This is a genomic window from Mesorhizobium sp. CA7 (assembly GCF_020165015.1).
Lineage (GTDB): Bacteria > Pseudomonadota > Alphaproteobacteria > Rhizobiales > Rhizobiaceae > Mesorhizobium.
The window spans coordinates 227,499-253,258 of the sequence record NZ_JAIUHH010000005.1 but is presented as its reverse complement, the minus strand read 5'-3'; the positions used below and the strand labels follow the sequence as shown (position 1 = coordinate 253,258).

The 25,760-nt window shown below is 61.6% G+C and carries 23 protein-coding genes and 1 pseudogene; 19 read left to right on the top strand and 5 right to left on the bottom strand.

Features of this window, described 5'->3' with window-relative positions; genetic code table 11:
• Positions 1 to 572 precede the first annotated feature (572 nt).
• From LB552_RS13535 to LB552_RS13495, 9 genes are all read left to right on the top strand, one after another.
• Positions 573 to 863: a hypothetical protein gene (locus tag LB552_RS13535; protein ID WP_224606671.1), complete on the top strand. Its 291-nt coding sequence runs from the start codon at positions 573 to 575 to the stop codon at positions 861 to 863.
• A gap of 544 nt (positions 864 to 1,407) precedes the next feature.
• On the top strand, positions 1,408 to 2,373 hold the full coding sequence (locus LB552_RS13530; RefSeq protein ID WP_224606668.1) for a LysR family transcriptional regulator: 966 nt from the start codon (positions 1,408 to 1,410) through the stop codon (positions 2,371 to 2,373).
• 92 nt (positions 2,374 to 2,465) lie between these two features.
• The gene (locus LB552_RS13525; protein WP_224606665.1) at positions 2,466 to 3,479 is read left to right on the top strand and encodes an amino acid ABC transporter substrate-binding protein; all 1,014 of its coding nucleotides are present in this window, start codon (positions 2,466 to 2,468) and stop codon (positions 3,477 to 3,479) included.
• Positions 3,480 to 3,549: 70 nt separating this feature from the next.
• Entirely contained in the window at positions 3,550 to 4,737 is a 1,188-nt protein-coding gene (locus LB552_RS13520; RefSeq protein WP_224606662.1) for an amino acid ABC transporter permease, read from the top strand.
• 3 nt (positions 4,738 to 4,740) lie between these two features.
• On the top strand, positions 4,741 to 5,883 hold the full coding sequence (locus LB552_RS13515) for an amino acid ABC transporter permease (protein ID WP_224606659.1): 1,143 nt from the start codon (positions 4,741 to 4,743) through the stop codon (positions 5,881 to 5,883).
• A gap of 24 nt (positions 5,884 to 5,907) precedes the next feature.
• Positions 5,908 to 6,675 (top strand): amino acid ABC transporter ATP-binding protein, encoded by a 768-nt coding sequence (locus tag LB552_RS13510; protein ID WP_224606642.1) that lies wholly within the window; start codon positions 5,908 to 5,910, stop codon positions 6,673 to 6,675.
• Positions 6,676 to 6,706: 31 nt separating this feature from the next.
• On the top strand, positions 6,707 to 7,969 hold the full coding sequence (locus tag LB552_RS13505; RefSeq protein WP_224606639.1) for a MalY/PatB family protein: 1,263 nt from the start codon (positions 6,707 to 6,709) through the stop codon (positions 7,967 to 7,969).
• Between the two features lie 373 nt (positions 7,970 to 8,342).
• The gene (locus tag LB552_RS13500; RefSeq protein WP_224606636.1) at positions 8,343 to 8,840 is read left to right on the top strand and encodes a DUF1269 domain-containing protein; all 498 of its coding nucleotides are present in this window, start codon (positions 8,343 to 8,345) and stop codon (positions 8,838 to 8,840) included.
• 753 nt (positions 8,841 to 9,593) lie between these two features.
• Positions 9,594 to 10,271, top strand: a complete 678-nt coding sequence (locus tag LB552_RS13495; protein ID WP_263481603.1) for an AI-2E family transporter — start codon at positions 9,594 to 9,596, stop codon at positions 10,269 to 10,271.
• Positions 10,272 to 10,486: 215 nt separating this feature from the next.
• Here LB552_RS13495 and LB552_RS13490 read toward each other — a convergent pair whose 3' ends face one another.
• Complete coding sequence (locus LB552_RS13490) at positions 10,487 to 10,744, bottom strand: SDR family oxidoreductase (protein ID WP_224606633.1); 258 nt, start codon at positions 10,742 to 10,744, stop codon at positions 10,487 to 10,489.
• A 315-nt stretch (positions 10,745 to 11,059) separates the two neighbouring features.
• On the opposite strand from LB552_RS13490, the gene LB552_RS13485 reads away from it, so the two are divergent.
• From LB552_RS13485 to LB552_RS13475, 3 genes are all read left to right on the top strand, one after another.
• A complete protein-coding gene (locus tag LB552_RS13485) occupies positions 11,060 to 12,043 on the top strand; it encodes an ABC transporter substrate-binding protein (RefSeq protein ID WP_224523321.1) in 984 nt (327 codons plus the stop codon).
• 134 nt (positions 12,044 to 12,177) lie between these two features.
• Entirely contained in the window at positions 12,178 to 12,981 is an 804-nt protein-coding gene (locus LB552_RS13480; RefSeq protein WP_140839372.1) for an ABC transporter permease, read from the top strand.
• A 122-nt stretch (positions 12,982 to 13,103) separates the two neighbouring features.
• Complete coding sequence (locus LB552_RS13475; protein ID WP_210239545.1) at positions 13,104 to 13,862, top strand: ABC transporter ATP-binding protein; 759 nt, start codon at positions 13,104 to 13,106, stop codon at positions 13,860 to 13,862.
• Positions 13,863 to 13,945: 83 nt separating this feature from the next.
• On the opposite strand, the gene LB552_RS13470 is transcribed toward LB552_RS13475, so the two are convergent.
• The gene (locus tag LB552_RS13470) at positions 13,946 to 15,565 is read right to left on the bottom strand and encodes a GMC family oxidoreductase (protein WP_140839368.1); all 1,620 of its coding nucleotides are present in this window, start codon (positions 15,563 to 15,565) and stop codon (positions 13,946 to 13,948) included.
• A gap of 357 nt (positions 15,566 to 15,922) precedes the next feature.
• Between LB552_RS13470 and LB552_RS13465 the strand changes: the two genes are divergently transcribed.
• From LB552_RS13465 to LB552_RS13445, 5 genes are read left to right on the top strand one after another with little or no spacing between them, the layout of a single operon-like run.
• Positions 15,923 to 17,197 (top strand): flavin-containing monooxygenase, encoded by a 1,275-nt coding sequence (locus tag LB552_RS13465; RefSeq protein WP_224523316.1) that lies wholly within the window; start codon positions 15,923 to 15,925, stop codon positions 17,195 to 17,197.
• Positions 17,198 to 17,233: 36 nt separating this feature from the next.
• Entirely contained in the window at positions 17,234 to 17,650 is a 417-nt protein-coding gene (locus LB552_RS13460; RefSeq protein ID WP_201410929.1) for a RidA family protein, read from the top strand.
• Between the two features lie 5 nt (positions 17,651 to 17,655).
• A complete protein-coding gene (locus LB552_RS13455; RefSeq protein WP_224606631.1) occupies positions 17,656 to 18,330 on the top strand; it encodes a DUF1028 domain-containing protein in 675 nt (224 codons plus the stop codon).
• Between the two features lie 22 nt (positions 18,331 to 18,352).
• Complete coding sequence (locus tag LB552_RS13450) at positions 18,353 to 19,843, top strand: aldehyde dehydrogenase (protein WP_140839360.1); 1,491 nt, start codon at positions 18,353 to 18,355, stop codon at positions 19,841 to 19,843.
• 50 nt (positions 19,844 to 19,893) lie between these two features.
• Complete coding sequence (locus tag LB552_RS13445; RefSeq protein WP_224606628.1) at positions 19,894 to 20,829, top strand: LysR family transcriptional regulator; 936 nt, start codon at positions 19,894 to 19,896, stop codon at positions 20,827 to 20,829.
• A 6-nt stretch (positions 20,830 to 20,835) separates the two neighbouring features.
• On the opposite strand, the gene argE is transcribed toward LB552_RS13445, so the two are convergent.
• Positions 20,836 to 21,993 carry an acetylornithine deacetylase gene (gene argE / locus LB552_RS13440; protein WP_224606625.1) on the bottom strand — a complete coding sequence of 386 codons (1,158 nt, stop codon included), beginning with the start codon at positions 21,991 to 21,993 and terminating at the stop codon, positions 20,836 to 20,838.
• 211 nt (positions 21,994 to 22,204) lie between these two features.
• On the opposite strand from argE, the gene LB552_RS13435 reads away from it, so the two are divergent.
• Positions 22,205 to 24,274, top strand: a complete 2,070-nt coding sequence (locus LB552_RS13435) for an NAD(P)-binding protein (RefSeq protein WP_318012037.1) — start codon at positions 22,205 to 22,207, stop codon at positions 24,272 to 24,274.
• Positions 24,275 to 24,448: 174 nt separating this feature from the next.
• Here the strand turns inward: LB552_RS13435 and LB552_RS13430 are convergent.
• Positions 24,449 to 24,677 (bottom strand): annotated as a pseudogene (locus LB552_RS13430) (enolase C-terminal domain-like protein); the annotation flags it as partial.
• Between the two features lie 218 nt (positions 24,678 to 24,895).
• A complete protein-coding gene (locus tag LB552_RS13425; RefSeq protein WP_224606619.1) occupies positions 24,896 to 25,231 on the bottom strand; it encodes a hypothetical protein in 336 nt (111 codons plus the stop codon).
• A 240-nt stretch (positions 25,232 to 25,471) separates the two neighbouring features.
• Between LB552_RS13425 and LB552_RS13420 the strand changes: the two genes are divergently transcribed.
• A complete protein-coding gene (locus tag LB552_RS13420) occupies positions 25,472 to 25,624 on the top strand; it encodes a hypothetical protein (RefSeq protein WP_224606616.1) in 153 nt (50 codons plus the stop codon).
• Positions 25,625 to 25,760 lie beyond the last annotated feature (136 nt).

Genomic DNA, 25,760 nt, shown 5'->3' with positions numbered 1-25,760 from the left:
GTGGAATATGATGAGGGTCAAATCGTCTACCCGGCGACCCGACTCTCTAAGAAGCCCGCAGCGCAAAGTCTTGGGGGACCAGCTGCATGGCTTGCGATATTGAGGATAACTGCATCATGGCCGACGAGAAAGAGGGTCGGCCGAGGCAACGACCGGCCCTCTTGTCAGCGAAGCCTCGCAGCAGCGTCCGGAGACGGGAGTGGGTGAGGGGACAGACACCAGGCAGCTGCGGGCCCTATCGTGAGTAGTATCACATTAGCGCTCGCTTGGATAACGGAATCCATGCTGCGGCGCGGCCAAAAAGTAAGGCCGATCAGGGAGCCGACCGGCCTTCAGTTCGCAGGGGCCATAGAGGTGGCAAGAGTTCAGGGGACAAGCCGACCCGCTGCGATTTTCATCAAAGCTCGATCTGCATCCGCTTGGCAATGGAAATCGCACTTGGCCGCTACTGGTCATCGTCATCTAATTTCCTGGCTACTCGACGAGTGGGTCACTGCCGTTTGGCCCGCCTCCGGCGGAGTGCGGCACGCACCCGAGGTAGAGGCTAGCACCGGGTCGAGCACTGCCGCGATATGCCGATTTTCGCGCAGGACAGCCGTAACGGCGGCGACGTTTGCTCCGTGGCGAGCATGCCGATCTTGATGGTTACGACTCTATTGGCCTGCAGCCGCGCGCATCTGATCGGCCACCAGGCCGGGTGGCAAATGATGGGTTTCCAGGACGGCTTCATGCCTCTGCGGCGTCACTGCGTTGATGCAGGTGCGCACGCCGAGGCTAAAATCGTCTCGATATCGCGGGCTATGCCGGCGCCGCCGCTGAAGTCCGATCCGCCGACGACCAGCGCTTGCGGCTCCGTGATTTGAACTATGGGCCAACTCTTCAGCCGAGGCGATGGAGACTTTCGGTAAGTAGCTCGCTGGTTGCTCGCGGAAGCATACGGAACGATAGGGGAAGCTTCGTGATTTTGGCCCACGAAAAACGCAATGAAATCAACGCCACAACCACGCCCTCCGGGCCCACCAAAACACCCCCGTAAGCCTTTTTTGAGAGTTGCCCACAATGTGGACTCGAACCCCCTCTGGTTTGAAGAACCTCGAAGCGTTTTTTACGCATTTCAAGGACATCGAATCGAGCCAGCCATCGCGAGTTCTGAACTTGAGCGACCGTTGTCGCGTTTCGGTGAAATCGGCGCGCTTCTGATATTCAGTCTGAACGACTTTCAGCGAATGGCGGCTTTGCGCCCACCTATCGGCCGTTGAAGCTGGCTCGTGCATCACTCGGAAGGGGGTTGATGCAGTGACATTGTTCACCGATCGAGTGGAGCTATCTTCACTGTCCATCTGTCACGTTGCTACAATTTGGTCGGTGCGCGACGCAGGTTCGCGGCGTGGCAAATGAGGTAGCGCAATGAACTTTGTCGACGTGGACCTTAACTTGTTGCGCGTTTTCGATGTGATGATGCGTGAAAGGAGCGTAACGCGCGCAGCTACCGAGCTAGGAAGAACGCAATCCGCCATCAGCCACTCGCTATCAAAGCTCCGGTTCTTATTGCAGGACGAATTGTTCACGAAGCATGGAGGCGAGATGCGGCCGACGCCTCGGGCGATGGAGTTGCTGTCAGATATTTCTACTGCGCTCGCAACCATTCGTGCCTCGATCGACCGTCACCAGGTGTTCAATCCGGCGACGACCCGACGCAATTTTCGCGTTGGTCTTACGGACTACCACGCCATGACTCTTATCCCCGGGCTGATCCGGGAATTTTCCAGGCAGGCACCCAACGCGACGCTAAATGTCATTCCTGCAAACGGACCCGAAATCGGCTCATCGGTCTATTTGAGACAAGTCGACTGTGCGCTGACGGGAGCAGCAATACGCGACGATCCGAGCCTCTTGAGGGTGGAACTTGGCCAGGATCGGCTGTTTTGCGCAGTGTGGAGCGGAAGCAAGATCGCAAGCAGCGCAATGACGCTGGAAACGTATCTGGCCAGTTCGCACCTGCAGATTTCAGCAGACGGCATAGCGGAAGGGCTGGCCGATGCCGCGCTCAAACAGATGGGTTTACGGCGCAACGTGGTTGCAACCATCTCGAACTATCTAGTGCTGCCCTGGGCGCTACGCGGCACAGAACTGATTACCCACTGCGGCGATGCCATCCTGCAGATTCTGGATGAGAAAAGTGAGGTGACGTTGGTCCCGCCGCCTCTTGCCATATCCAATGTAAACGCCTGGCTGATCGTTCATCGCCAGATGGCGAACGACCCGGGCACCAAATGGCTTCGGGACGTTATCGTGGGTATCTACAACGGCTCGCGAGCGACGAGACGCCAAGGGCGGTCCGTCGAAGGGTCTGGCGCGGCGGGTTTTTTATGAATGATGCTCATTTTTGAAATGAGAACAATCGATTTGACGAATAGTTGAACTCAAGAGCACATTCCCTTCAACGATAACAGGGGAATACCGGAATGAGATCAACGTTTAAGGTTTTTACTGCCCTCGCAATCGCGTGCACAGCCGCCCCGGCGTGGTCCGCGACCCTGGACAACGTCAAGAAGAATGGTGTGCTTACCTGTGGCACGAATTCGGCCACGGCGGGCTTCAGCCTTCCCGACAATGAAGGCAAATGGACCGGATTTGTGGTCGACTATTGTCGCGCGGTTGCCGCCGCCGTGCTGGGCGATGCGCAAAAGGTCAAGTTCATCCCGTTGACGCCAAAGGATCGCTTCACGGCCTTGCAGTCGGGAGAGATCGACATTCTCGCGCACAATGCGACCTGGACCTCCTCGCGCGACACGTCGCTCGGCATATTGTTTGCTGGCACATATTTCTATGACGGCCAGGGATTTATGGTGCGCAAGGCGGATAACATCACATCGGCTAAGGGGCTCGAGGGCGCGTCGATTTGCGTCACCCAGGGCACCACGACCGAGTTGAACCTTGCGGACTATTTCCGCTCGCAATCGATCAAATACAGCACGGTAGGTTTCGCCGACGAGGAGGCTGTCGTGAAGGCTTATGAGGAGGGACGTTGCGACGTCTTGTCCGCGGACACTTCGACCCTGAACGCATCTCGGCTTCGCATGGCCAAGCCCGACGACAGCGTCGTTCTTCCCGAATTGATCTCGAAGGAGCCGCTTGGCCCGGCAGTGCGGCAGGGCGACGACCAGTGGTTCAATGTGGCGAAATGGACGCTCTACGTCATGGTGGCAGCGGAAGAATATGGGGTCACCTCCAAGAATGTCGATGCAATGAAGGCGTCGGACAATCCCGGCATCCGCCGTTTGCTCGGCATCGACGGCACCATAGGCAAGGACATCGGGCTCGCTGACGACTGGCCGGTTCAGGTAATCAAGCAGGTCGGAAACTACGGCGAAGTTTTCGATCGGAATATCGGCAAAGACTCACCGCTCAAAATGGACCGCGGCATAAACGCGCTCTGGAACAAAGGCGGCGTTCAGTACGCCCCGCCGATCCGCTAGGCAAAGCATGGTTTGCGGGGCGCCGGCGCATCGCCGCCGGGGCCTTGCACAGATCCCGATAGGAACAGCCATGTCAGACTTGTCTCTTCCGGCGCCCCCGCGCAGGAGCCTATCGCTGCACGATACAAAGGTGCGAGGCGTTTTCTACCAGCTCTTGCTTGCCTGCGGCCTGTTGGCCTTGGCTGTAGGCATCGGCATGCAGACCGCGTCGAATATGCGGGTGCGGGGGATTCCACTCTCATTTGCATTTTGGAACGACGCTGCCGGCTTCGACATCAATCAAGCCCTGATACCGTATGACGCGCTTTCGACCTACGGCCAAGCCTTCTGGGTGGGAGTGGCCAACACCCTCTACGTAAGCGCCCTCGCAATCTTGTTTGCGACCTTGCTTGGCTTCTTCATCGGCGTTGCCCGCCTCTCGCCAAACTGGATCGTTTCGAAGGTGGCGACTGCCTATGTCGAGCTTGTGCGCAATGTGCCGCTATTGCTGCAGCTGCTATTCTGGTACAACGCCGTTCTCAAGCCATTGCCCGCCCCGAAGGCGTCAATTGCGATCCCCGGCGGCGTTTATCTCAACAATCGCGGCCTCATCATTCCGGAGATCCAGCTTCATGCGGGAGCGGGGTTGGTAGGCCTGGCATTCGTGGCGGCCGTCTCCTGCTGCATTGCATTCTGGTCCCGCGCCAAGATCATCCAGAGACGAACGGGCAAGCAACTGCCGGTCTTTCGGGTAAGTCTGGCGACGCTTATAGGGTTTCCGCTGATCGTGTTCCTGGCGGCTGGCGAGCCGGTCTCGTTCGTCGCGCCGGAGCTGCGCGGCTTCAATTTTCAAGGTGGACATCAGCTCTATCCGGAGTTTGTCGCGCTCCTGATCGGTCTGTCGGTCTATACCGCATCGTACATCGCCGAGATTGTCAGAAGCGGGATCCAGGCGGTGCCAAAGGGCCAAACGGAGGCTGCGTATGCGCTCGGGCTGGCGCCGGGCAAGACGCTTCGCCTGGTCGTCATTCCGCAGGCGCTGCGGATCATCATACCGCCTCTGACAAGCCAGTACCTCAATCTCACCAAGAACTCGTCTCTGGCGGTGTTCATCGGCTATCCGGACCTCGTGCAGATATTTGCAGGGACGGTGCTCAACCAGACCGGCGCTGCCGTTCAGGTCATGGCGATTACTCTGTCCGTCTATCTCATGATCTCCATCGCCACGTCGTTGGCCATGAACGCATGTAACCGACATTTTGCGATTGTCGAGAGGTGACGCATGAGCGACCAGCCCATGGATTTGTCGGTTGTCGCCAGTGGCACGCTCATAGCGGCGATGGCGCCCCCCGCCGACATTCGGCCAGGTCCGGTGACCTGGATGAAAAGAAATCTGTTCTCGTCACCTTCGTCAGGCGCGTTGACAATATGCTTTGTCCTGGTCGCCGTGTGGCTGCTGCACCACTTTCTGAACTTTGCAATCTTCAACGCGGTCTGGAGCGGCGGCCACGAAGCTTGCCGTGCGAACAGCGAGGGAGCCTGCTGGCCCTTCATCGCCGAGAAATTCGATTACCTGCGATACGGCGCGTATCCGGTCTCAGAACGGTGGCGCGTCAATCTCACCCAAGCAATCGGCGCCATCCTGATCGTTTGGCTGCTGTGGACGAAGGCGCCGCGGCGCAAGCTGGCGGCCTTGCTGTTCTTCCTTGCCTATCCCGTTGTCGCATTCGTTCTGTTGCGCGGCGTCGCTTGGCTCCATTTGCCTACCGTCGACACGACACTCTGGGGCGGTCTCTTGATTACGTTGCTCATGTCGATTGTGGGCATCGTCTTCTCGCTTCCTATCGGGATCATCCTGGCGCTCGGACGCAGGTCGGAACTCCCTTTCGTCAAGGCGGTTTGCCTTACATTCATCGAAGTCGTTCGGGGAGTGCCGTTTATCACGGTGTTGTTCATGGCGAACTTCATGATGCCGCTTTTCGTCCCGGACTACCTGACGCCGGATCGTCTCCTGCGCCCTCTCGTCGCGATAGCGCTTTTTTCGTCCGCCTACATGGCCGAGGTTGTCAGGGCCGGCCTTCAGGCGATCCCGAAAGGCCAGTTCGAAGCGTCGAAGGCGCTCGGAATCAGCTACTTCGATATGATGCGCCTGATCGTCCTTCCCCAAGCGTTGACGATCGTCATACCGAGCATCGTTTCCACCTTCATCGGACTGTTCAAGGACACGACGCTGGTCGCGATCGTTGGCATCGCGGATTTCTTGCGGGCCGTCGAATCGGCACGGGTCGATCCGAACTGGGCAGGTCCGACGATCTCCTCAACCGGCTACCTCTTTGCGGGATTGGTCTACTGGGGCTTCTGCTTCGGCATGTCCCGTTATTCGCAATCGATGGAGCGCCGATTGGCGCACGGCCACAAATCCTAGAAAGCGACGAAGATGTCCCAACCAATGTACGCATCGACGAAAAGAGCGCCCTATAACCAGGCCATCGCCGTCGAGTTGCGTGACGTCAACAAATGGTTCGGTTCATTTCATGCGCTGAAGAACATCAACCTCTCGGTGCCTCGTGGTCAGCGCATCGTGATCTGCGGCCCCTCCGGGTCGGGCAAATCGACGATGATCCGATGCATCAACCATCTCGAGGAGCACCAGTCAGGCGAGATCATCGTCGAGGGCAATGCGCTAAGTGAGGATCTGCGCCAGATCGACGAAGTCCGCAGCAATGTTGGAATGGTCTTTCAGCATTTCAATCTGTTTCCGCACCTTACGGTGCTTGAGCATTGCACGCTTGCGCCGGTTTGGGTGAGGAAGATGCCGCGGGCAGCGGCTGAGCAATTGGCGCGCCACTATCTGGAGCGCGTCAGAATTACGGAGAAGGCGGACAGCTACCCAGGGCAGCTGTCGGGTGGCCAGCAGCAACGCGCTGCAATTGCCCGGGCTCTCTGCATGACCCCAAAGATCATGCTCTTCGACGAACCGACCTCGGCCTTGGATCCGGAGATGGTCAAAGAGGTCCTGGACACGATGGTAACGCTTGCCAGCGAGGGCATGACGATGCTGTGCGTGACGCACGAAATGGGCTTCGCGCGGGAGGTCGCCGATCGTGTGGTGTTCATGGACCGCGGGGAGATCGTTGAAACGAACACGCCCCATCAGTTCTTCACCAACTCCCGATCGGAACGGACGCGGCAGTTTCTGGCGCAAATCCTCAAATAGAGACGGTCGCGAAGCCGAAGCGGCCGTAATCGTGGCAACAGATTTCCCAGGTGATTATCAAATGGCTTGTGCAGACACGCCCGCATCAGCGGCTGGGCAAAGAAGTGTTGGGGGGATTGATTTCGACCAAATCCACGACCGCCAGCAATTTGGATCCGTTAAATGGGCCAACCAATGGGATGAGTTCTCTCCGCGCGTCGAGGGCAGGGACCTGCTGTCTCTATGGACAGCGGATATGGATTTTCGTGCCCCGGAAACCGTCATCGCGCGGCTGCGCGAAGCCGCGGACCATGGGATTTACGGCTATACCCGCCGCGATGCGCGCCACTATGAGATCGTGCAATCGTGGTTCACACGCCGTCACAATTGGTCCCCCGCGCTGGGGACCCTGCTTCCAGCCCCTGCGATCATGCCGTCAGTCGCTGCGATTCTGCGAACCTTCACGAAGCCCGGCGACGGCGTCATCGTGCAGTCGCCTGTATACTCCCCATATTTCGAAGTGATTCAGGGAAACGGGCGTGTCCTGCTCACTAACCGGCTGACGCTGCAAGACAACAGATATGAGCTCGATCTGGAAGACTTCGAGAAACTGGCCGCTAGCGGCGCAAAAGTGTTCTTGCTCTGCAATCCGCACAACCCTGCCGGAAAAGCGTGGACACTCCAAGAATTGACGGCGCTGAACGACATTTGCGAGCGCCACGGAGTTTTGGTGATATCCGACGACATTCACTGCGACATAAGGTTGTCGGATCGGCCCCACATCGTCTTCTCCTCCATCTCGGATGATGCCGCGGAGAAATCCTTCATCTGCACCGCTCCGACCAAAACCTTCAACCTGGCCGGGGTTCCTTCGGCAACGATTTCGGTGGCGAACAAAAAGCGCCGCGACAAGCTTCTTGCCGCGATGCAGGCCACATTCATGGTGAACGCGAACTTCTTCGGCCGCCTTGCTCTGGAGGTTGCTTACGATACCGGTGCGCCATGGCTGGACCAGCTCACGGGCTACATTGCCGGAAACCTCGATCTGGTTTGTGAATTCGCGGACCAATACCTTCCTGGCATTACGCCGATGCGGCCCGACGCATCGTTTCTGGTGTGGTTGGATGCGCGCGAGCTCGATCGCAGAGTGGGTGGAGTTCAGAAGTTCCTTGTCGATAACGCTGGGGTCAATCTTTACGACGGTCGCGTGTATGGTCCTGGCGGCGAAGGCTTCATCCGCCTGAATGTCGGCTGTCCGCGTGCGTTGCTGCGTCGGGGGCTGGAGCGCATGTCCAAAGCGCTGGCATCCCTTTAATTGACGGAACCAAGTCAGAGCGCTGCTAATGCGAATTGCCGTCCTCCCAACGCGACCGCCACGTTGACCAGAGGGTGGTCGCGTATGGCGGCGGCGAGCCCGGGTCCGAGAGGCGGGCGCGAATGCGCATATCGTGGCAGCAAACCTCCAGGTAGCCGGCTTCATGACGACTGCGAACCATTGGGGTGCAGTAATTGCGTACGGTGATCAACCGGCGCAGGTCGAAGAATTGCTGCGGTCCTCAGTTACAATCAAAAAGAGACGGAGCGCAAAGGCCCGGGATTTCCGGCTAATTTCTTCGCTGCGACTGAGACATAAAATGGAATCTGGAAGTCTGTGGAAGCATTTCGATGCCATCGATTGTGGAGGTCCCATGTCCGCTCTCGTCGTCATAGTCTACCCTGCGGAGGCCAAGGCAGAAGAGGTGCGCCAGCGTCTGTTTGCATTGCAGAAGGAATACCTCATCAACATCGGTGATGCGGTGATCGCAACCAAAACGGAAGCCGGCAACGTGAAGCTCAATCAAGTCATGAACACGACCGTCGCCGGTGCCGTGTCGGGCAGCTTCTGGGGCTTGCTTATCGGCGTCATTTTTCTCAACCCGGTGATCGGTGCTGCAATTGGCGCCGCTTCCGGCGCGCTCGGCGGTGCGTTGACGGATGTGGGAATAAACGATGCCTTCATGAAAGATCTCTCGGCCAGCCTGCAGCCTGGAAATGCCGCCTTGTTTGTGCTCGCTCACGGAATGACAGCGGACAAGGTGCTGGACGCGATCAAGGGATTTGGTGGCGTCGTGCTCAAGACATCGTTGGACGAGACGAAGGAGCAGATCCTGCGCGACGCGCTTAGCCAGGCAGCCGCGGCCGCCTAGATGAGCTCAGTTGCCGCTCTGGAATCGCGTGAGCGATCGCCTGACAACGTGGACGAGAAATGAGATGACGCAGGTACGAGGCCTGTTTGCCCGCCCTAGCACATGGTTGCTGGTCGTTGCATTGTTGTCGGCATGCACCGTCGCCGTCGATCAGGCACGTCCTGTTCCGAGGCGGCCGCAAGCTTGCAGCTTGGTACATACGCCTGTTTGTGGCCGACGGGGCGACAGGCTGCGGACATTTGGCAACGCCTGCATGGCCCGCGCCCAAGGATACCAAATCGTCAGAAAGGGTGAGTGCCGCATGTCGCGACCTACGCCGCCAGCAGCCTGCACCCTCCAGTTTGCTCCGGTTTGTGCGACCAGCAGCGGACGCTTTCGTACGTTTTCCAACGCATGCCTGGCCCGTGCCGACGGCTTCCGGCCTGTTCACGCAGGCCGCTGTCGCTGAGCCAAAGGGATTGAAGTGCTTTCCCCCTCGCAGGGACGTCCGCTGCATGTGGGCACGAGCCTCTGTTGGAATGCCATCACCCGCGAGTGAAACAAGATCGCAGCGGTCGCGCTCGAGAAACGAAAAGACAAATGTGGCAGAAACGAGCGATCACCTTGTGGTCAACCCGGTTGCGACCGGCATCCTCGTTCTCGCCGCTTTGTACTTCGCTAGAGCGATTCTCATGCCCTTTGCATTCTCGCTGTTCGTGATCGCATTGGTATGGCCAATTCAGGCGGCCCTGCAACGGCGGATCGGGAGCGCTGTTGATCACCCTTATGCTCACCGTTCTGGTGATCGTAGTCGTGGGCTCGGCGATTGTCGGGGGTCTCGGGGAACTATCGCAATGGTTGTTCTACAATGCTAGCCGATTGCAGGCGACCTACGCCCTCTGGGCGGATTGGCTGGATAATCATGGAATTGCGGTCGTCGGCCCGCTCGGCGAACTATTCAGCATGTCCCGGCTGATTGCCCTGACCCATAGCTTGGTCACACGGCTGAACAGCGTCGCCGGCTTTGCCGTTTTGGCCTTCATTTTTGTTATGCTGGGCCTGTCGGAGGCCGACGACCTTGAGCGTCGGCTGCGTTCGTCGCCGGTCCAACCGCAAGGCGAACTCCTCTTGCATATCGGCCGGGAAGTTGGCGTCAAGATTCGCCGCTTCATGATTGTGCGCAGCATTGCCTGCATTGTGACGGGCCTGGTCGTGTGGGTGTTTGCGCTTGCCGCAGGGCTCGAGATCGCCAGCGCGTGGGCGGCAATCGCCTTTGCGCTTAACTACATCCCTTTTGTCGGACCGTTGCTCGCCACGACATTCCCGACCTTGTTCGATCGGGCGACGCATACTAGCCGCACTACCTGCCGTCAGCGCAAGCCCCGCGATTATTTCATGCGTCGGCTAGCGGACGTCCGACGTCGCGCAATATACGGTGTGGAGTTGCAATAGAGACCATGCCCAACCAGACGCATGAAGCCAAACGTCCGCATGGCATATTCGAGCTCAATTGTTCTTGGGTTCGCCACCGAATACGAGAACATACGAAGGAAACGGATGGGCGAACCACCCGCCAACTGATTGATTTCCGGCAGAAAACGACGACCCTCGGCGACTGACAAAATCTTATTCGCCAAGGGATTACGAAGCAGTTCGCCAAAGTTGATTCAAGAAGCTGATCTAGCCACTGTCATGGCGCTTAGGGAAAGGTTTGCCGGGCTTGACAGGAGCACGATCGCGCCGCCATCGCGCATTGTCGGGCGGAAGGCGCGCACGCTGAGCATCACGCTGGTCAGGTTGACGGCGATGGATTTGTTCCAGGCCTCCAGCGTCAGCAGCGGATATCTTGTTGAACAGATGACCGGCAAAAAATACATTGCTGCTCGAAAAGCCTGCGTCGGCGTCTCAAGGGAATCAATCGGCATCTCAAGACCCGCGACGCTTGGAAAGTCGCTGATCCATCTCAAAAGCTTCCAGTCATGATGTCGGCCTGTCGGCCAGGCTCCTTCGCTGCTTCGCTTTACAAGTGAGCCAAGATCGCCGCTGCTTCGGTTTCGGCGAAGCAAAGGACAGAAAAAGACTTCTTTTGGCGATCCGGCCCGGATGCTCTTTTGCAGGTCTAGAACACATAAGGCGCGCCCGGGAGGCGACGCATAACAAGAGAGCGGCCGCAAAACGCCGCCTGGCATAGGCCGCTTGAAAGGGGCCGATGCCGGCAACAGCCATGGGGAACCACGACAATGAAGACATTCCGCAATTGCCTGATGACGGCGGTCAGCGCAGGCCTGCTCAGCCTGGGGCTTGCCGCTCCCGCCAATGCCGGCGCCATTCGCCTCGGCATGACCACCTGGGTGGGTTATGGGCCACTGTTTCTCGCCCGCGACCTCGGCTATTTCAAGGAGGCCGGCGTCGATGTCGACCTGAAGGTCATCGAAGAATCGGCGCTTTACATGGCGGCGGTTGCCGGCGGCGATCTCGACGGCGCTGCCTCCACCGTCGACGAGCTCATGAAATACCGCTCCGACGAGCTCTGCTTCAAATATGTCGTGGCGCTCGACGACAGCCATGGCGGCGACGGCGTCGTCACGCAGGCCGACGTCAAGTCGCTCAAGGATCTGAAGGGCCAGCCCGTCGCCCTGAACGAGGGCTCCGTTTCCGAATTCTGGTTCAATGTGCTCCTGAAAAAGGAAGGCATGACCGAGGACGATGTCAGCGTCACCAACATGACCGCCGATGACGCCGCGACGGCCTTCATCGCCGGACAGGTTCCCGCCGCGGTGACCTGGGAGCCGCACCTCACCGAAGTCCGCAAGGGCGGCAAGGGCAAGGTGCTGATCGACTCCACGACCACGCCCGGCCTGATCGTCGATGTGATCGCGCTCAAATGCGACCTGATCGAGAAGCACCCCGAGGACGTGAAGGCCCTCGTCAAGGGCTATTACAAGGCGGTCGAATACATCAAGACCAACCCGGACAAGGCCTATGAGATCATGGCCAAGGGCATTGGCGGCTATCTCGAGAAGCCTGAGGATTTCGCGGCCGGCGCCAAGGGCGTGCGCTACTACGACCGCGCCCGCAACCTGGAATTCTTCGGCACGCCGCAGAAGAGCGAAGCGGCCGACCTGGTGAACTTCGCGCAGGACGTCTGGGGCAAGGCCGGCAAGCTCAAGATGACGATCGACTCGAAAACCATCCTCGACACCGATTTCATCAAGGAACAGTGAGCCATCGGAATGGCGGGGCCCGCCCGGCCGGGCCGGTCCCATCTTCCCAAAGCCGGATCTGGTCGGCCTCTCCGGGGCCGGCCTCCCTTTTCCCGAAAGCTTCAGCTTCGCGCTTAAATCACGGAGGCCATCTTATGGCACAAAGGCGGACGGCGTGGACGCGCCTGACGACTCCATTCGCCAATATCCCCGCCAGCACGGCAACCACGCTCGCTTTGGCGATGTGGGTCGTCGTGATCGGCGGCTGGGCCTTGCTGTCCTATGGCCGCGTCGTGCCGAACATGTTCCTGCCGACGCCCGGAACCGTGCTCGAGACGGCCTACCGCATGTCGCTCGACGGCAGCCTCTTCTACCACACGCTGACCAGCGCCAAAGTGGTCATCCTGGGCTTCATCGTGTCGTCACTGATCGCGGTGCCGCTGGGACTGTGGATGGGCACCTACCGGGCGGTGCAGGCGCCGCTGGAGCCGCTGGTCAACTTCATCCGCTACCTGCCGGTGACCTCCTTCGTGCCGCTGTTCATCCTTTGGATCGGCATCGGCATCGAACAGCGCATAGCGGTTATCTTCTTCGGCACGTTCTTCCAGCAGCTGGTGATGATCTCCGACTGCGCCCGCAGCGTCTCCAGGGACCTGGTCAACGCCTCCTACACTTTGGGCACCAAGCGCTCAGAAGCGGTGTGGCACGTCATTTTCCCCGCAGCGCTTCCGGCGATCCTCGACACGCTTCGCGTCACCATGGGTTGGGCCTGGACCTATCTGGTCGTTGCCGAGCTCGTCGCCGCGTCGAGCGGCCTCGGCTATATCAGCCTCAAGGCAATGCGCGGCTTCCAGGTGGATGTGATCTTCATGGCGATCGCCGCAATCGGGCTTCTGGGCCTGATCACCGACACGGCATTCCGCATTCTCCGGGCAAGGGTCGCGCCATGGGCACCTTGATCTTGAACGCATCCTCGCAAAACGCAGCCGGATCAAGGGTAGTGATGACCGAAACCGTCAAGGCGAACAATTTGGCCGGCACGGCCCATGCGGCCGGCGATCCGCGTTCGGCCGGCACCACGATGGCCATCGAGGACGTGACATTGCGCTATGGCGATGCCAATGGCGTGCTGGCGCTGGACGATGTGTCGCTGAAGGTGGCCAAGAACGAATTCTGCGTGATCGTCGGTCCTTCGGGATGCGGCAAATCCAGCCTGCTCTACCTCGCCGCCGGCCTCAATGACGCGACCTCGGGCAGCATCAAGGTCGACGGCCGGGAAGTGATCGAACCCGGCGCCGACAGAGGCATGGTCTTCCAGAGCTACACCTTGTTCCCGTGGCTCACGGTGCGCGCCAACATCGAATACGGGCCGAAGCGCAAGGGGCTGCCTGCGGAGCAGCGCAAGCAGATCGTCGACCAGTATCTCAACGAGGTCGGCCTCGCGTCCTTTGCGGACCACTACCCCGCCCAGTTGTCGGGCGGCATGAAGCAGCGCGTGGCGATCGCGCGCGCCCTGGCCAATGACCCGGCTGTCCTGTTGATGGACGAGCCGTTCGGCGCGCTCGACAGCCAGACGCGCGGCACCATGCAGAAGCTGCTTCTGCGCGTCTGGGAGCGGCAGCAGAAGACGGTGCTCTTCGTCACTCATGATATCGACGAGGCGCTGGTGCTCGGCGACCGCGTTCTGGTGATGACGGCAAGGCCCGGCAAGATCAAGGCCGAGATCAAAGTCGACATCCCACGGCCGCGTTCGATGGACGTCATCCTCGAACCCGACTTCATCGCGCTCAAGCGCCGTATCCTTGGCCTTCTGCACGACGAGATCGACGAGGATCACTGAGCGCAATTTCCAAGAGCAAAAGTCGAGGCAGTCCAGCAGTGCTGAACGCCGATCTGCCCCGATGTTGAAGGGTGAGACGGCCTCTACCTTTCGCCGTTGCGCGCCGGGCCGAGGATCATCTCCGAAGCCTTTTGCCCGATCATCATGCTTGGCGCGTTGGTGTTGCCGCCGATCAGCTTCGGCATGACGGAGGCATCGGCGACCCGGAGTCCGTCCACGCCTCGCACCTTGAGTGTCGCCGGATCGACGACGGCCATGTCGTCCGTTCCCATCTTGCAGGTTCCGACCGGGTGATAGACGGTCAGCGCCTCGGCGCGCAGATAGGCCAGGATCTCGTCGTCGGTTCGGACATCCTTGCCCGGCAGCATCTCCTGGCCGCGCACCGCGTCGAACTCGGACGAGGCAAAAATCCGGCGCGCGATCTTGATGCCCTCCACCAGCACCATGGCGTCGTCTTCATGCGTGAAAAAGCGGTGGTCGATCAGGACGTCGCGGCGAGAATTGTCGCGCGACAACCTGATCTCGCCCACGCTTTTCGGTCTGAGCACGCAAGTGTGAATGGCGTAGCCGTGGCCGTATTCGATCAGCCTGCCGCGATGGCTGCGATAGCCCGGCACGAAATGGAACTGAATGTCGGGCAGGCCGTTCGCGTGCTTGGTCTTCGCAAAGCCACCGGCTTCGACGTAGTTGGTGGTGAGCATGCCCTTGCGGCGGGCGAAATACTGGAAGGGCGCCGCTGCCATGCGCGGCAGGTTGGCGAGTGAGAGGCCGAGCGTCCTGGTGCTTCTGGACCGCACGGTGATCATGCCATCGACATGGTCCTGCAGGTTCTTGCCGACGCCCGGCAGGTCGAGGATCGGCGCGATGCCGATCTGCTTGAGCTCGGCTGCCGACCCGATGCCGGATGCCATCAGGATCTTGGGCGAGTTGATGGCGCCGGCCGACAGCACGATCTCGCGGTTGGCCGAGAGCTGCTTCTGCTGGCCCTCGTGCCGCACGCGCATTCCCGTGGCGCGACCCCCGGCGATGACAAGGTCGATCACCTCGCATTGGCTGAGCAGCGTCAGGTTCTTGCGATCGAGGACGGGACGCATGAAGGCGCTGAAGCTGCTGAAGCGCTGTCCACGATCCTGCGTGACGTTGTAGATCCCGAGGCCGAACTGGCTTGCGGCATTGAAGTCGGTGTTGGCAGGCAGACCGGCGCTTGCGCCAGCTTTCACGAACATGGCGGAAAGCTCGTTCGGATCACGGGGATTGTCGACCAAAAGCTCGCCGTCGCTGCCGTGATAGCGTGGGTCCTGGGCAAGCAGGTTGCGCTCCAATTTCTTGAATACCGGCAGCACATCGTCATAAGCCCAGCCGGCGCAGCCGAGTTCGGCCCACTCGTCATAGTCCTGGGCGGCGCCGCGAATATAGACCATCGAATTGATCGAGCTCGATCCGCCCAGCGCCTTGCCGCGGTTGACCGGAATGCTGCGGTTGTTGAGGTGGGGCTGCGGCACGCCGACGAAACAATAGTCGTAGTTCGGGTTGCCGTAGAGCGAGAGGATGCCCGCCGGCACCTTGACGCGCAGACTGTTGTCGCTGCCGCCGGCCTCGATCAGGCACACTGTGACCGACGGATCGGCGCTCAGCCGATTGGCGACCACGCAACCGGCCGAGCCGGCGCCAACGACGATGTAGTCAAAGCTTTCGGTTTTCATGCCCAGCCCCTCGAGAATGCCGGCGCTCGAGGCATGGCAGAACCGGCCGCCGCGAAGGCGTATCCTTGTTCCGGAACCAGTTCCGCGCGGACACATGTCCGGCTTCGCCCGCCACCTCATGCAGCGCTGTCGATCCGACCGCCGGGACTCTAGGTGCGTCTATCGGTGCGAGAAATTCGGAAATGGTTACGCGTGACTTCGGAGATTCGTTATGGGCGCCCGCCGGCACGTGCTGCTACTTGTGAGCGCCAGCAGAGGAGCGGTGGGATGGCGCAGCCTGGCTGCATCCACCAACTGCCGGAGATCGTTTTCATCCCACGCGGCGAAAGCTGTCGGATGGTCAGAAGAGGACCGAGCATGTCGGTTGAGAAGGTAGACACGCTCGTCGTCGGCGGCGGCCAGGCCGGGGTGGCGATGAGCGAGCATCTGAGCAAATGCGGGGTGCCTCATCTTGTGCTTGAGCGCGGCCGGATCGCCGAGCGCTGGCGCTCGCAGCGATGGGACTCCCTGGTCGCCAATGGCCCGGCCTGGCATGACCGGTTTCCGGGCATGGAGTTTCCGGTGACGGGTCCCGACGGTTTTCCTCCCAAGGAGGAGGTCGCCGAGTATTTCGTCGCCTATGCAAAGCAGATCAATGCGCCGATCCGCTGCGGCGTGGAGGTCAAGCTCGTGCAAAGGAATGTCGGCCGTCCTGGATTTAGTGTCGAGACCTCGGATGGGGTGATCGAAGCCAACAGCGTCGTGGCCGCGACCGGGCCTTTCCAGGTCCCGGTCATCCCACCGCTCGTTCCTGCCGATGCCGGCATCCTGCAAATCCACTCCAGCGCCTATCGCAACCCGGCGCAATTGCCGAAGGGCGCGGTGCTGGTGGTCGGAGCGGGATCCTCGGGCGTGCAGATTGCCGATGAGTTGCAGCGCTCAGGCAGGCGCGTCTATCTCTCGGTCGGCCCGCACGATCGTCCGCCGCGCGCCTATCGCGGGCGCGACTTCTGCTGGTGGCTGGGCGTCCTCGGCAAATGGGATCTCGAAACGCCAGGGCCCGGCACGGAGCATGTCACGATCGCGGTGAGCGGCGCGCGCGGCGGCGAGACGATCGATTTCCGCCGTCTGGCGGCGGAGGGGCTTACGCTTGTCGGCATGACAAAGACGTACCAGGACGGCGTGATGAGTTTCGCGCCGGATCTTGCGAAGAACATTGCCAGGGGCGATGCCAGCCTGATGTCGCTGCTGGACGAGGCCGACGCCTATGTCGAGCGCAATGGTCTCGACCTTCCGGAAGAACCTGATCTTCGCAAAATCGATTCCGACCCGGAATGCGTGACCAATCCGATCCTCAAGCTCGATCTTGCCGAAGCCGGGGTAGCGACGATCATTTGGGCGACGGGCTTCGCCGTCGATTACAGCTGGCTGAAGGTCGACGCTTTCGACGAGAGGGGCCGACCAAGGCATCAGCGCGGCGTCTCGACAGAGCCCGGAATCTATTTCCTGGGTCTGCCCTGGCAGTCGCGCAGAGGCTCGAGCTTCATCTGGGGCGTCTGGCACGATGCCAAACACGTGGCCGACCGTATTTCGACGCAGCGCAAATATCTCGCCTACCACGCCGCCGCGACGCGCGAGACCGTGGACGCCTGATCAAAGCTGCGAGCCCGATCCCTGATGGAGACCAAGATGGCGCATACGCGAATTCGCAAATTCAACACCAAGGACACCTATCCCGAGCAGAAGCTCGACAACGATCTCTGCCAGGCGGTCGTCACGCGCGGCGGCCGCACCGTCTATCTGCGGGGACAGTGCCCGCAGGACCTCGACACGGCCAAGAACATCGACAGCCACGATCCGGTCGAGCAGACCCACAAGGTCATGCAGAACATCAGGCAGCTCATCGAGGAATGCGGCGGCACGATGGAGCATCTGGTGAAGGTGGTTGTCTACATCACCGATGTCCGCCATCGCGAGGCTGTCTACCGGACGATGGGCGAGTACATCAAGGGCGTCCACCCGGTTTCGACCGGCCTGGTCGTGTCGGCGCTCGCGCGGCCGGAATGGCTGGTCGAGATCGACGGCACCGCCGTCATTCCGGACTAAGCGCCATGACCTTCTCCATCGTCGCGCGCTGCAGGCGCACAGGCATGTTCGGCGTGGCGGTGTCGTCGTCGTCTCCCGCGGTCGCGGCGCGTTGCGCCTATGCGCAGGCGGGCGTCGGCGCGGTCGCCAGCCAGAACGTCACTGACCCGACACTCGGGCCGCGGGCATTGGAATTGATGGCGCGCGGCGCCTCCGCCGCGGAGGCTGTCGCGATCCTGAAGCGCACGGCCGCCTTCAGTGAATACCGTCAGGTGCTGGCGGTCGACGCCGCAGGCGTCAGCGCGATCCACTCCGGGCCGAAAGCGCTCGGCATCTGGGCCGAGGCGCACGGCGAGGACGTTGCCTGCGGAGGCAACCTGCTCGCGAATGACGGCATCTCGCGTGCCATGGTCGACGCCTTCCTTGCTTCCGAAGGCCATCTCGGCGACCGGCTGATCGTCACGATGCGCGCCGCGCTTCATGCCGGCGGCGAGGCGGGGCCTGTCCGCTCCGCCGGCATGAAGCTGGTCCGCGATGTGTCCTGGCCCGTCGCCGACCTGCGTTGCGACTGGACCGAAGCGTGTCCGATCGAGCAGCTGGCAACGCTGTGGGAGATCTACAAGCCACAGCTCGATGCCTATGTCACCCGCGCCCTCAATCCGTCCGACGCGCCGAGCTACGGCGTCCCCGGTGACGAGTAGTCCGACCAGTTCTGGAGCGAGCATGAGCGAACTCAGCCACAAGGAGTGGGTCGGCAAGGCGTCCGCGATTCGCTTCCGCGACAAGGCGTTCATCGACGGCAAGCCGGTGCCGGCGCGCTCCGGCCGGACCTTCGCCAGCGTCAATCCGGCCACGGGAGCGACGCTCGCCGAAGTCGCCTCCTGCGGGGAGGAGGATATCGATTTCGCCGTCGCGGCGGCGCGGCGTAGTTTTGAGGCCGGCGTCTGGTCCCGAACGAGTCCCCAGCATCGCAAGCAGGTGCTGCTGCGGCTGGCGGAGTTGCTGCGCGAGAACCTGCAGGAGCTCGCGCTGCTGGAATCGCTGGATATGGGCAAGCTGGTCAAGGATGCCGCCACCATCGACGTGCCGGGCTCGGCGGCGATCTTCCAGTGGTACGCCGAAGCGATCGACAAGATCTATGACGAGGTGGCGCCGACGGGCCAGGGTGACCTAGCTCTGGTGCGGCGCGAGCCGGTTGGCGTCGTCGGCGCCGTCGTGCCATGGAATTTTCCGCTCGACATGGCCACCTGGAAATGCGCGCCTGCGCTGGCGGCGGGCAATTCGGTGGTGCTGAAACCCGCCGAGCAATCGCCTTCCTCGGCACTCAGGCTGGCGGAACTCGCCATGGAAGCGGGCCTGCCCGCCGGCGTGCTCAATGTGGTGCCGGGCCTGGGTGAGACCGCCGGCCAGGCGCTTGGGCGGCATATGGATGTGGATTGCCTCGCCTTCACCGGGTCGCCCGCGGTCGGCAAGCTGTTCCTGCAATATTCCGGCCAGTCGAATATGAAGCAGGTCTGGCTGGAGACCGGCGGCAAGAGCCCCAATCTGGTGTTCGCGGATTGCGCCGACCTGGACGCGGCTGCCGACATGGCCGCCTTCGGCATCTTCTTCAACCAGGGTCAGGTCTGCTCAGCCAATTCCCGGCTTCTGGTGGAGCGCGGCATCAAGGACGCGCTGGTCGAGAAACTGGCCGAGCGCGTGGCGGCGACGCAACCCGGCGATCCCCTCGACCCGGCATCCAGGATGGGTGCGATGGTGGATGCGCGGCATGCGGCGACGGTCATGCGTTTTATCGATGGCGGCAGGAAGTCAGCCCGACTGGTCGCCGGAGGCCGCCGGGTGGCCGTCGACGGGCGCGGCAGCTTCGTGCAGCCGACGATCTTCGACAATGTCTCGCCCGAGGATCCGCTCGCCCGCGACGAGATATTCGGTCCGGTGCTGTCGGTCATCGCCTTCGATAGCGAAGAGGAGGCGCTGCGGATTGCCAATGACAGCGTCTACGGCCTTGCGGCATCGCTTTGGACCGACAGCCTGTCGCGGGCACACCGTATCGCGGAAAGACTGCGGGTGGGCACGGTTTCGGTGAACACCGTCGACGCGCTGAGCCCGATGACGCCCTTCGGCGGCTTCAAGCAGTCCGGCTTCGGGCGCGATCTGTCGCTGCACGCGCTCGACAAATACACCGCGCTGAAGACCACCTGGATCAAGTACTGAGGAGCGGCCGCGACTTGATTGCAGCGACCAAACGGGCATCATAGAAGCCCATGCCGCTTCGTTTCACACTCAGACAACTCGAGTACTTCGTCGCCGTCGGCGAGGCGGGCTCTATCGCCAAGGCGGCCGAGCAGGTCAATGTCTCGCCGCCGTCGATCTCGGCTTCGATCGCCCAGCTCGAGGCGGAGTTCGGCGTCCAGCTCTTCGTGCGCAAGCACTCGCACGCGCTTGCCCTGACGGCGGGCGGGCGTCTGTTCCTCAAGGAAGCCGCGCGGCTGCTCAACGATGCGGATGCGCTGCACGACATTGCCGGCGATATCGCTGAAAAGGTGCGCGGACCGCTGGCGATCGGCTGCCTGCTGACTTTCGCGCAGATCGTGCTGCCGGCGCTGCGCCGGAAATTCGAGGACGCCTATCCGGATGTGCGCGTCAGGCAGTTCGAGCGCAACCAGGGTCAGTTGTTCGAGATGCTGCAGCGTGGCGAAATAGACGCAGCACTGACCTACGACCTCGAATTGTCGCAGGACATGACCTTCGAGCCGCTGATGCAGCTGCCGGCCTATGTGATGCTGCCGGCCGCGCATCGCCTGGCGGGGAGGGCGGGCATCACGCCGGAGGAGCTGGTCGATGAGCCGATGGTGCTGCTCGATCTGCCCTATAGCCGCGAATATTTCCTGTCGGCTTTCCAGCCCAAGGGCCTGCGGCCAAAGATCGCCGAGCGCACCGGCGACATCGCCGTGATGCGCTCGATGGTCGCCAATGGCTTCGGCTACGGCATAGCCAACATGCGGCCGCTCAACACCATGTCGCCGGACGGCAAGCTGCTGGTCTTCGTGCCCTTGCTGGGAGACATCAGGCCGCTGACCATGGGAATTGCGCTGCCGAACGCCGAGCATCGCACGCTGACGGTGCAGGCCTTCATCGACCATTGCCGCCGCTTCGTCGTCGAGCAAGGCGTCTTCGGCACCGAACGCATTGTCAAATGAGGAGGGTCACGGCCAGCCGTCGGCGAGCCGCGACAACAGCCTCTCCAGCATCTCGTCGCAACGCCGCAATTGTTCGACGCTGACGAATTCGTCCGGCTTGTGCCCCTGCGCCATCGAGCCCGGTCCGCAGACGACGGCGGGCGTGCCGAGATCGCGGCTGAACAATCCGCCTTCCGTGCCGAAAGCGACCTTCATGGTGCTGTTGGCGCCGGTCAGCGATTTGACGAAGGCGACGGCTTCCGAAGCGGCCGGCGTGTCGAGACCCGGATAGGTGTTGGTGACCTCGATGTCGATCGCGGCTTCGGGCGCGATCAAAGCGGCGTCGGCGGCAATGCGCGCCGCGGCACCGCGCAGCCTGTCGAGAATGCCGGCGGCATCGTCGGCGGCGACGTTGCGGATCTCGAAATCGACCTGGCAAAGGTTGGGGACGATGTTGAGCGCCACGCCGGCATTGATCTTGCCGACATGCACCGTCGTGTAGGGAATGTCGTAGTCGCCGTCGCGGGCGCCTTCGCGGGCCAGCCGGTCCTGTTCGTCGCGCAGCGCCCGCACGAAATCGCAACCGAGATGGATGGCGTTGAGTGCCAGCGGAGCAAGCGCCGAATGGCCTTCGCGTCCCTTGCAGATGGCGCGCGCCGCAAGCTTGCCCTTGTGCCCGGTCGCCACCTGCATGTTGGTCGGCTCGCCGACGATGCACAGCAGCGGGCGTTGGGGTGCCGCGCTTAGCATTTCGATCAGGTCGCGGACGCCCAGGCAGCCGACTTCTTCGTCGTAGGAGAGCGCCAGATGCAAGGGCGTGCGCAGCGTCATCTTCGAGGCCTTGAGACATGCCGCGAGAGCCGAGGCCACAAAGCCCTTCATGTCCGCCGCGCCGCGCCCATAAAGCCTGCCGTCACGCTCGGTCATCGCGAATGGCGGCAGCGTCCAGTTCTGGCCATCGACGGGAACGACGTCCGTGTGACCGGAGAGCATGATGCCGTGCGTATCGGCCGGGCCGATGGTGGCGAAAAGATTGGCCTTGTGCCCGTCGGCGCTGTGGATGATCTGGGAGGCGATGCCGTCTGCTCGAAGCAGGTCCACCGCATAGCTGATGAGGTCGAGGTTCGAGTCGCGGCTCACCGTCGGGAAGGCGATCAACCGCTCGAGTATTCTGACGCTGTCCATTCCTGTCCGGTCCCATTGCGGCAGCCGTTCTCTCTACATCGCGCCGCAGCGGTCCTGAAGTCGCATTTCTCTCAGCCTCGCTTCACCTGAGGCTAATCCATGCAAGGGCGATTAGGCGCGCCCTAATCCGCACAGAAGAATTCCGTAGTTTTCCCGCGCACGCGCCAACTTATGGGTAATCTCCGGAGCAGCCGGCATGAAGGAAGCTACTATGCGCGACCCACGCTACGACATTCTGTTCGAGCCGATGAAGATCGGTCCGGTGACCGCCAAGAACCGCTTCTACCAAGTTCCGCATTGCAATGGCGGCGGCTATCGGGATCCGTCGGCCGCGGCCGAGATGCGCCGCATGAAGTCCGAAGGCGGATGGGGCGTCATCTTCACCGAGCAGACAGAGATGCACCACACCTCCGAGATCACGCCTTTCATCGAGCTCAGGCTGTGGGACGACGCCGACATTCCGGCCCTGGCCAAGATGGCAAAAGCCATGCACGAATATGGCGCGCTGGCTGGCATCCAGCTTGCCTATTCCGGCATCAACGGTCCCAACCTCTACACCAAGGAGGTGCCGCGCGGGCCGTCGGCCTTGCCGATCCGCACCTTCACCAACGATCCGGTGCAGGCGCGCGCTATGGACAAGCAGGATATCCGCGACCTGCGCCGTTGGCACCGCAATGCCTTCAAGCGCGCCAAGCAGGCGGGGTTCGACCTAGTGTGCCTCTACGGCGCGCATGGCTTCGGCATCATCCAGCATTTCCTGTCGACCGCCACCAATCAGCGCAGCGACGAATATGGCGGCTCGCTGGAAAACCGCTCGCGACTGATGCGCGAGCTGATCGAGGAAGGGCGCGACGCGATCGGCGACACGTGCGGCCTGACGCTCAGGCTGTCGCTGGACGAGATGATCGGCGAGCTTGGCTTCGCCAATTCGGAAGTCCGTGACATGATCGAGATGCATGCTGAGCTGCCTGATCTTTGGGACCTCGCCCACGGCGCCTGGGAGGATTGCTCCGGGCCGTCGCGCTTCAAGGAAGAGGCGGCGCAGGAAAGCCTGGTCTCTGGCATCAAAAAGCTTACCTCGAAGCCGGTCGTCGGCGTCGGCCGCTTCACCTCGCCGGACGTGATGGTGAGGATGATCAAATCAGGCACGCTCGATTTCATCGGCTGCGCTCGCCCGTCGATCGCCGATCCTTTCCTACCAAGGAAGGTCGAGGAGGGCCGCATCGAGGACATCCGCGAATGCATCGGCTGCAACATCTGCATCACCGGTGACATGACAATGTCGATCTCGCGCTGCACGCAGAACCCGACCTTCATGGAGGAATGGCGCAAGGGCTGGCATCCGGAGCGCATGCAGGCCAAAGGCGATAGCGACAGCGTGCTGATCGTCGGCGCTGGGCCTGCTGGACTGGAGGCCGCCCGCGCGCTAGGCCTGCGCGGCTATCACGTGGCGATAGCGGAAGCCGGCACCGCGCTTGGCGGGCGCGTGGCGCGCGAATGCCTGCTTCCGGGTCTCTCGGCCTGGGGCAGGGTGCGCGACTATCGCCAGTATCAGCTCAGCCAGATGCCGAATGTCGACATCTATTTTGAAAGCCGGCTGTCGGCGGACGAGGTCCTGTCCTTCGGCTTCCAGAACGTTGCCATCGCCACCGGATCGACTTGGCGGCGCGACGGCGTGGCGCGCGCCCATGTCGTGCCGATGCCGATCGACGCCGCTATGCCGGTCTACACGCCCGACGATCTGATGGGAGGCAAGGTGGCTTCCGGCAATGTCGTGCTGTTCGACGACGACCATTACTACATGGGCGGCGTGCTTGCCGAGCTGATAGCGCGCCGGGGCGCGAAGGTGACGCTGGTGACGCCGTCGGCCTATGTCTCGGACTGGACCCGCAACACGCTGGAGCAGGGGGCTATCCACCGCCGGCTGGCGGACCTGGGCGTTGATATCGTCCTCAACAGAACCGTCACGAGCATCGCGTCCGGCGGCGTCGTCACGGCCTGCGTCTATACCGGCGGGCGGCGGGAACTGGCCGCCGACGCCGTCGTCCTGGTCACGTCGCGCAATCAGGACGATGCCGTCTGGCGCGAGCTGAAAGCCCGGGAGACCGAGTGGGCCGGCAACGGCATCCGTTCGATCAAGGTTATCGGCGATGCCGAAGCGCCGGGGCCGATTGCTTGGGCAACCTATGCCGGCCACCGCTTCGCCCGCGAGCTGGACGAGGCCGATATTGGTGACGCCCTGCCTTTCCGGCGGGAAGTGACGGCGCTGGCGGTGCAATAGGATAGAAGAGGGCAGCCGCAACTTCCCTTCCACTCTATTCTGCCCGCAAGCGGAGCGCGTATTTCCAGCAGGTATCATCCAATAGAATGCTGCCGACAACAGCCGGGGGAGCTTCGCGTTGAGGAGCTCGATTGCCTCTCCCGGTGGCGACCTCTTCCGTCGACGGTCGCTTCAGTCGAGCTGCAGGCATGCGGCCAGCGCGATCGGCCCGAGCGGACAGTGCGGCGCCACAGCCACGTCATAGGCTTCGGCCATCGCCGCGATCTTGCGGCATTTGGTGATGCCGCCGGCGTGCGACAGATCCGGCCGACACCGCTTCCTCGAACACCGACTTGAAGTCCCACCCGCTGTAGAGCCGTTCGCCGAGCGCGATCGGCGTCGAGCCGAGCGCGGCGATCTCCTTCTGCGGCAGGATCGCGGAACGGCTAGATTCCAAATGTCACCATCGGGTCGCTCTGCTGCTCCCGCTTGAGTCGAGATATGGTCGGGTTGCCATCATCGGAGCGGCCGATCTTGCCGCACCCTGCGCGGTCGGCCCTGGAGTCGCTGAGGTCTGATCGGTGGGACAGCCATCGTTGCGGGCGAAGCCGGACAGGTCTTGAAATGTCGGCACTACTGACGCTACCGGCTCGCGCCAGCCGATGCCATGCCGAAGGGCATGAAGCGGCCCGCCACGCAATGGGTTCGGCCGGGTTTAATAGGGCGAATGAAACACATGCGCGGCGAAGCTGTAGGCACGCGATAGCGTTGGACAACAGCCACGCTGCGTTGCCCGTCGCCTTCGATATGCGTGTTGTTGCTGTGCGGATTAAACGGATCGACCGTTTGCAAAGGCGAATTGGTGTTGTTTGCGTCGCCGGACGCAAGCGTCATCGTGTCGTAATTGTTGAAATAGTCGGCAGCACAACCCGACAAAAGTGTCACGCTCGCCGCGGCAAAATACGATCGCAAATCCATTGAGGCATCCCCCGACACCGGCTGGCATAATGCTCCATTTGCATTTTGTTGTCGAATCCGAGTTTGACCGCTTGCCATCCGTGCCAAGCTAAGCAACGTTGGCAGCGGGTTTGAGATTTTGGGGGGGACTATGAAGCGGTTTGCTTTAACCGTCGCTGCGATCGTTTGCGTTGTAGGCTGCGCTACACCACCGGACAAAATAGCAATGCTGGCCCCTGCACACAAGCCGACAAAGAGCGCTTGGCGGTCCTGACAAATCAGCAGAACAAGGCGGTGACCGGTGATGCGCTAGGTGTATTCCTCATCGGTGTGCCGGTCTCATCAATGTCCGGCGGCGACCATGAGACCGAGATCGCCGTGCTGAAAGGACGCTGCGGGCCGCCGAAGACGTGACAGGCTGAGTCGCAGTCAGCGTAAAGCCGCACGGATAACGACTGACGGTCCTAATCAACGTCATGCCCCAAGTCCCTATTGCGAAACTGCGCAGGGCGCATATTCTTTGGCATGGGGTCTTGATCGAGCAGTCCAA

Excerpts from the sequence above, each read along its gene's own strand:
- LB552_RS13530 (WP_224606668.1), top strand. The coding sequence starts at position 1,408 with ATGAACTTTGTCGACGTGGACCTTAACTTGTTGCGCGTTTTCGATGTG.
- LB552_RS13525 (WP_224606665.1), top strand. The coding sequence starts at position 2,466 with ATGAGATCAACGTTTAAGGTTTTTACTGCCCTCGCAATCGCGTGCACA.
- LB552_RS13450 (WP_140839360.1), top strand. The coding sequence starts at position 18,353 with ATGAGCGAACTCAGCCACAAGGAGTGGGTCGGCAAGGCGTCCGCGATT.
- LB552_RS13480 (WP_140839372.1), top strand. The coding sequence starts at position 12,178 with ATGGCACAAAGGCGGACGGCGTGGACGCGCCTGACGACTCCATTCGCC.
- LB552_RS13445 (WP_224606628.1), top strand. The coding sequence starts at position 19,894 with ATGCCGCTTCGTTTCACACTCAGACAACTCGAGTACTTCGTCGCCGTC.
- LB552_RS13485 (WP_224523321.1), top strand. The coding sequence starts at position 11,060 with ATGAAGACATTCCGCAATTGCCTGATGACGGCGGTCAGCGCAGGCCTG.
- LB552_RS13435 (WP_318012037.1), top strand. The coding sequence starts at position 22,205 with ATGCGCGACCCACGCTACGACATTCTGTTCGAGCCGATGAAGATCGGT.
- LB552_RS13515 (WP_224606659.1), top strand. The coding sequence starts at position 4,741 with ATGAGCGACCAGCCCATGGATTTGTCGGTTGTCGCCAGTGGCACGCTC.
- LB552_RS13490 (WP_224606633.1), bottom strand. The coding sequence starts at position 10,744 with ATGCCGATTGATTCCCTTGAGACGCCGACGCAGGCTTTTCGAGCAGCA.
- LB552_RS13455 (WP_224606631.1), top strand. The coding sequence starts at position 17,656 with ATGACCTTCTCCATCGTCGCGCGCTGCAGGCGCACAGGCATGTTCGGC.
- LB552_RS13475 (WP_210239545.1), top strand. The coding sequence starts at position 13,104 with ATGGCCATCGAGGACGTGACATTGCGCTATGGCGATGCCAATGGCGTG.
- LB552_RS13535 (WP_224606671.1), top strand. The coding sequence starts at position 573 with ATGCCGATTTTCGCGCAGGACAGCCGTAACGGCGGCGACGTTTGCTCC.
- LB552_RS13520 (WP_224606662.1), top strand. The coding sequence starts at position 3,550 with ATGTCAGACTTGTCTCTTCCGGCGCCCCCGCGCAGGAGCCTATCGCTG.
- argE (WP_224606625.1), bottom strand. The coding sequence starts at position 21,993 with ATGGACAGCGTCAGAATACTCGAGCGGTTGATCGCCTTCCCGACGGTG.
- LB552_RS13425 (WP_224606619.1), bottom strand. The coding sequence starts at position 25,231 with ATGGATTTGCGATCGTATTTTGCCGCGGCGAGCGTGACACTTTTGTCG.
- LB552_RS13465 (WP_224523316.1), top strand. The coding sequence starts at position 15,923 with ATGTCGGTTGAGAAGGTAGACACGCTCGTCGTCGGCGGCGGCCAGGCC.
- LB552_RS13460 (WP_201410929.1), top strand. The coding sequence starts at position 17,234 with ATGGCGCATACGCGAATTCGCAAATTCAACACCAAGGACACCTATCCC.
- LB552_RS13500 (WP_224606636.1), top strand. The coding sequence starts at position 8,343 with ATGTCCGCTCTCGTCGTCATAGTCTACCCTGCGGAGGCCAAGGCAGAA.
- LB552_RS13510 (WP_224606642.1), top strand. The coding sequence starts at position 5,908 with ATGTACGCATCGACGAAAAGAGCGCCCTATAACCAGGCCATCGCCGTC.
- LB552_RS13470 (WP_140839368.1), bottom strand. The coding sequence starts at position 15,565 with ATGAAAACCGAAAGCTTTGACTACATCGTCGTTGGCGCCGGCTCGGCC.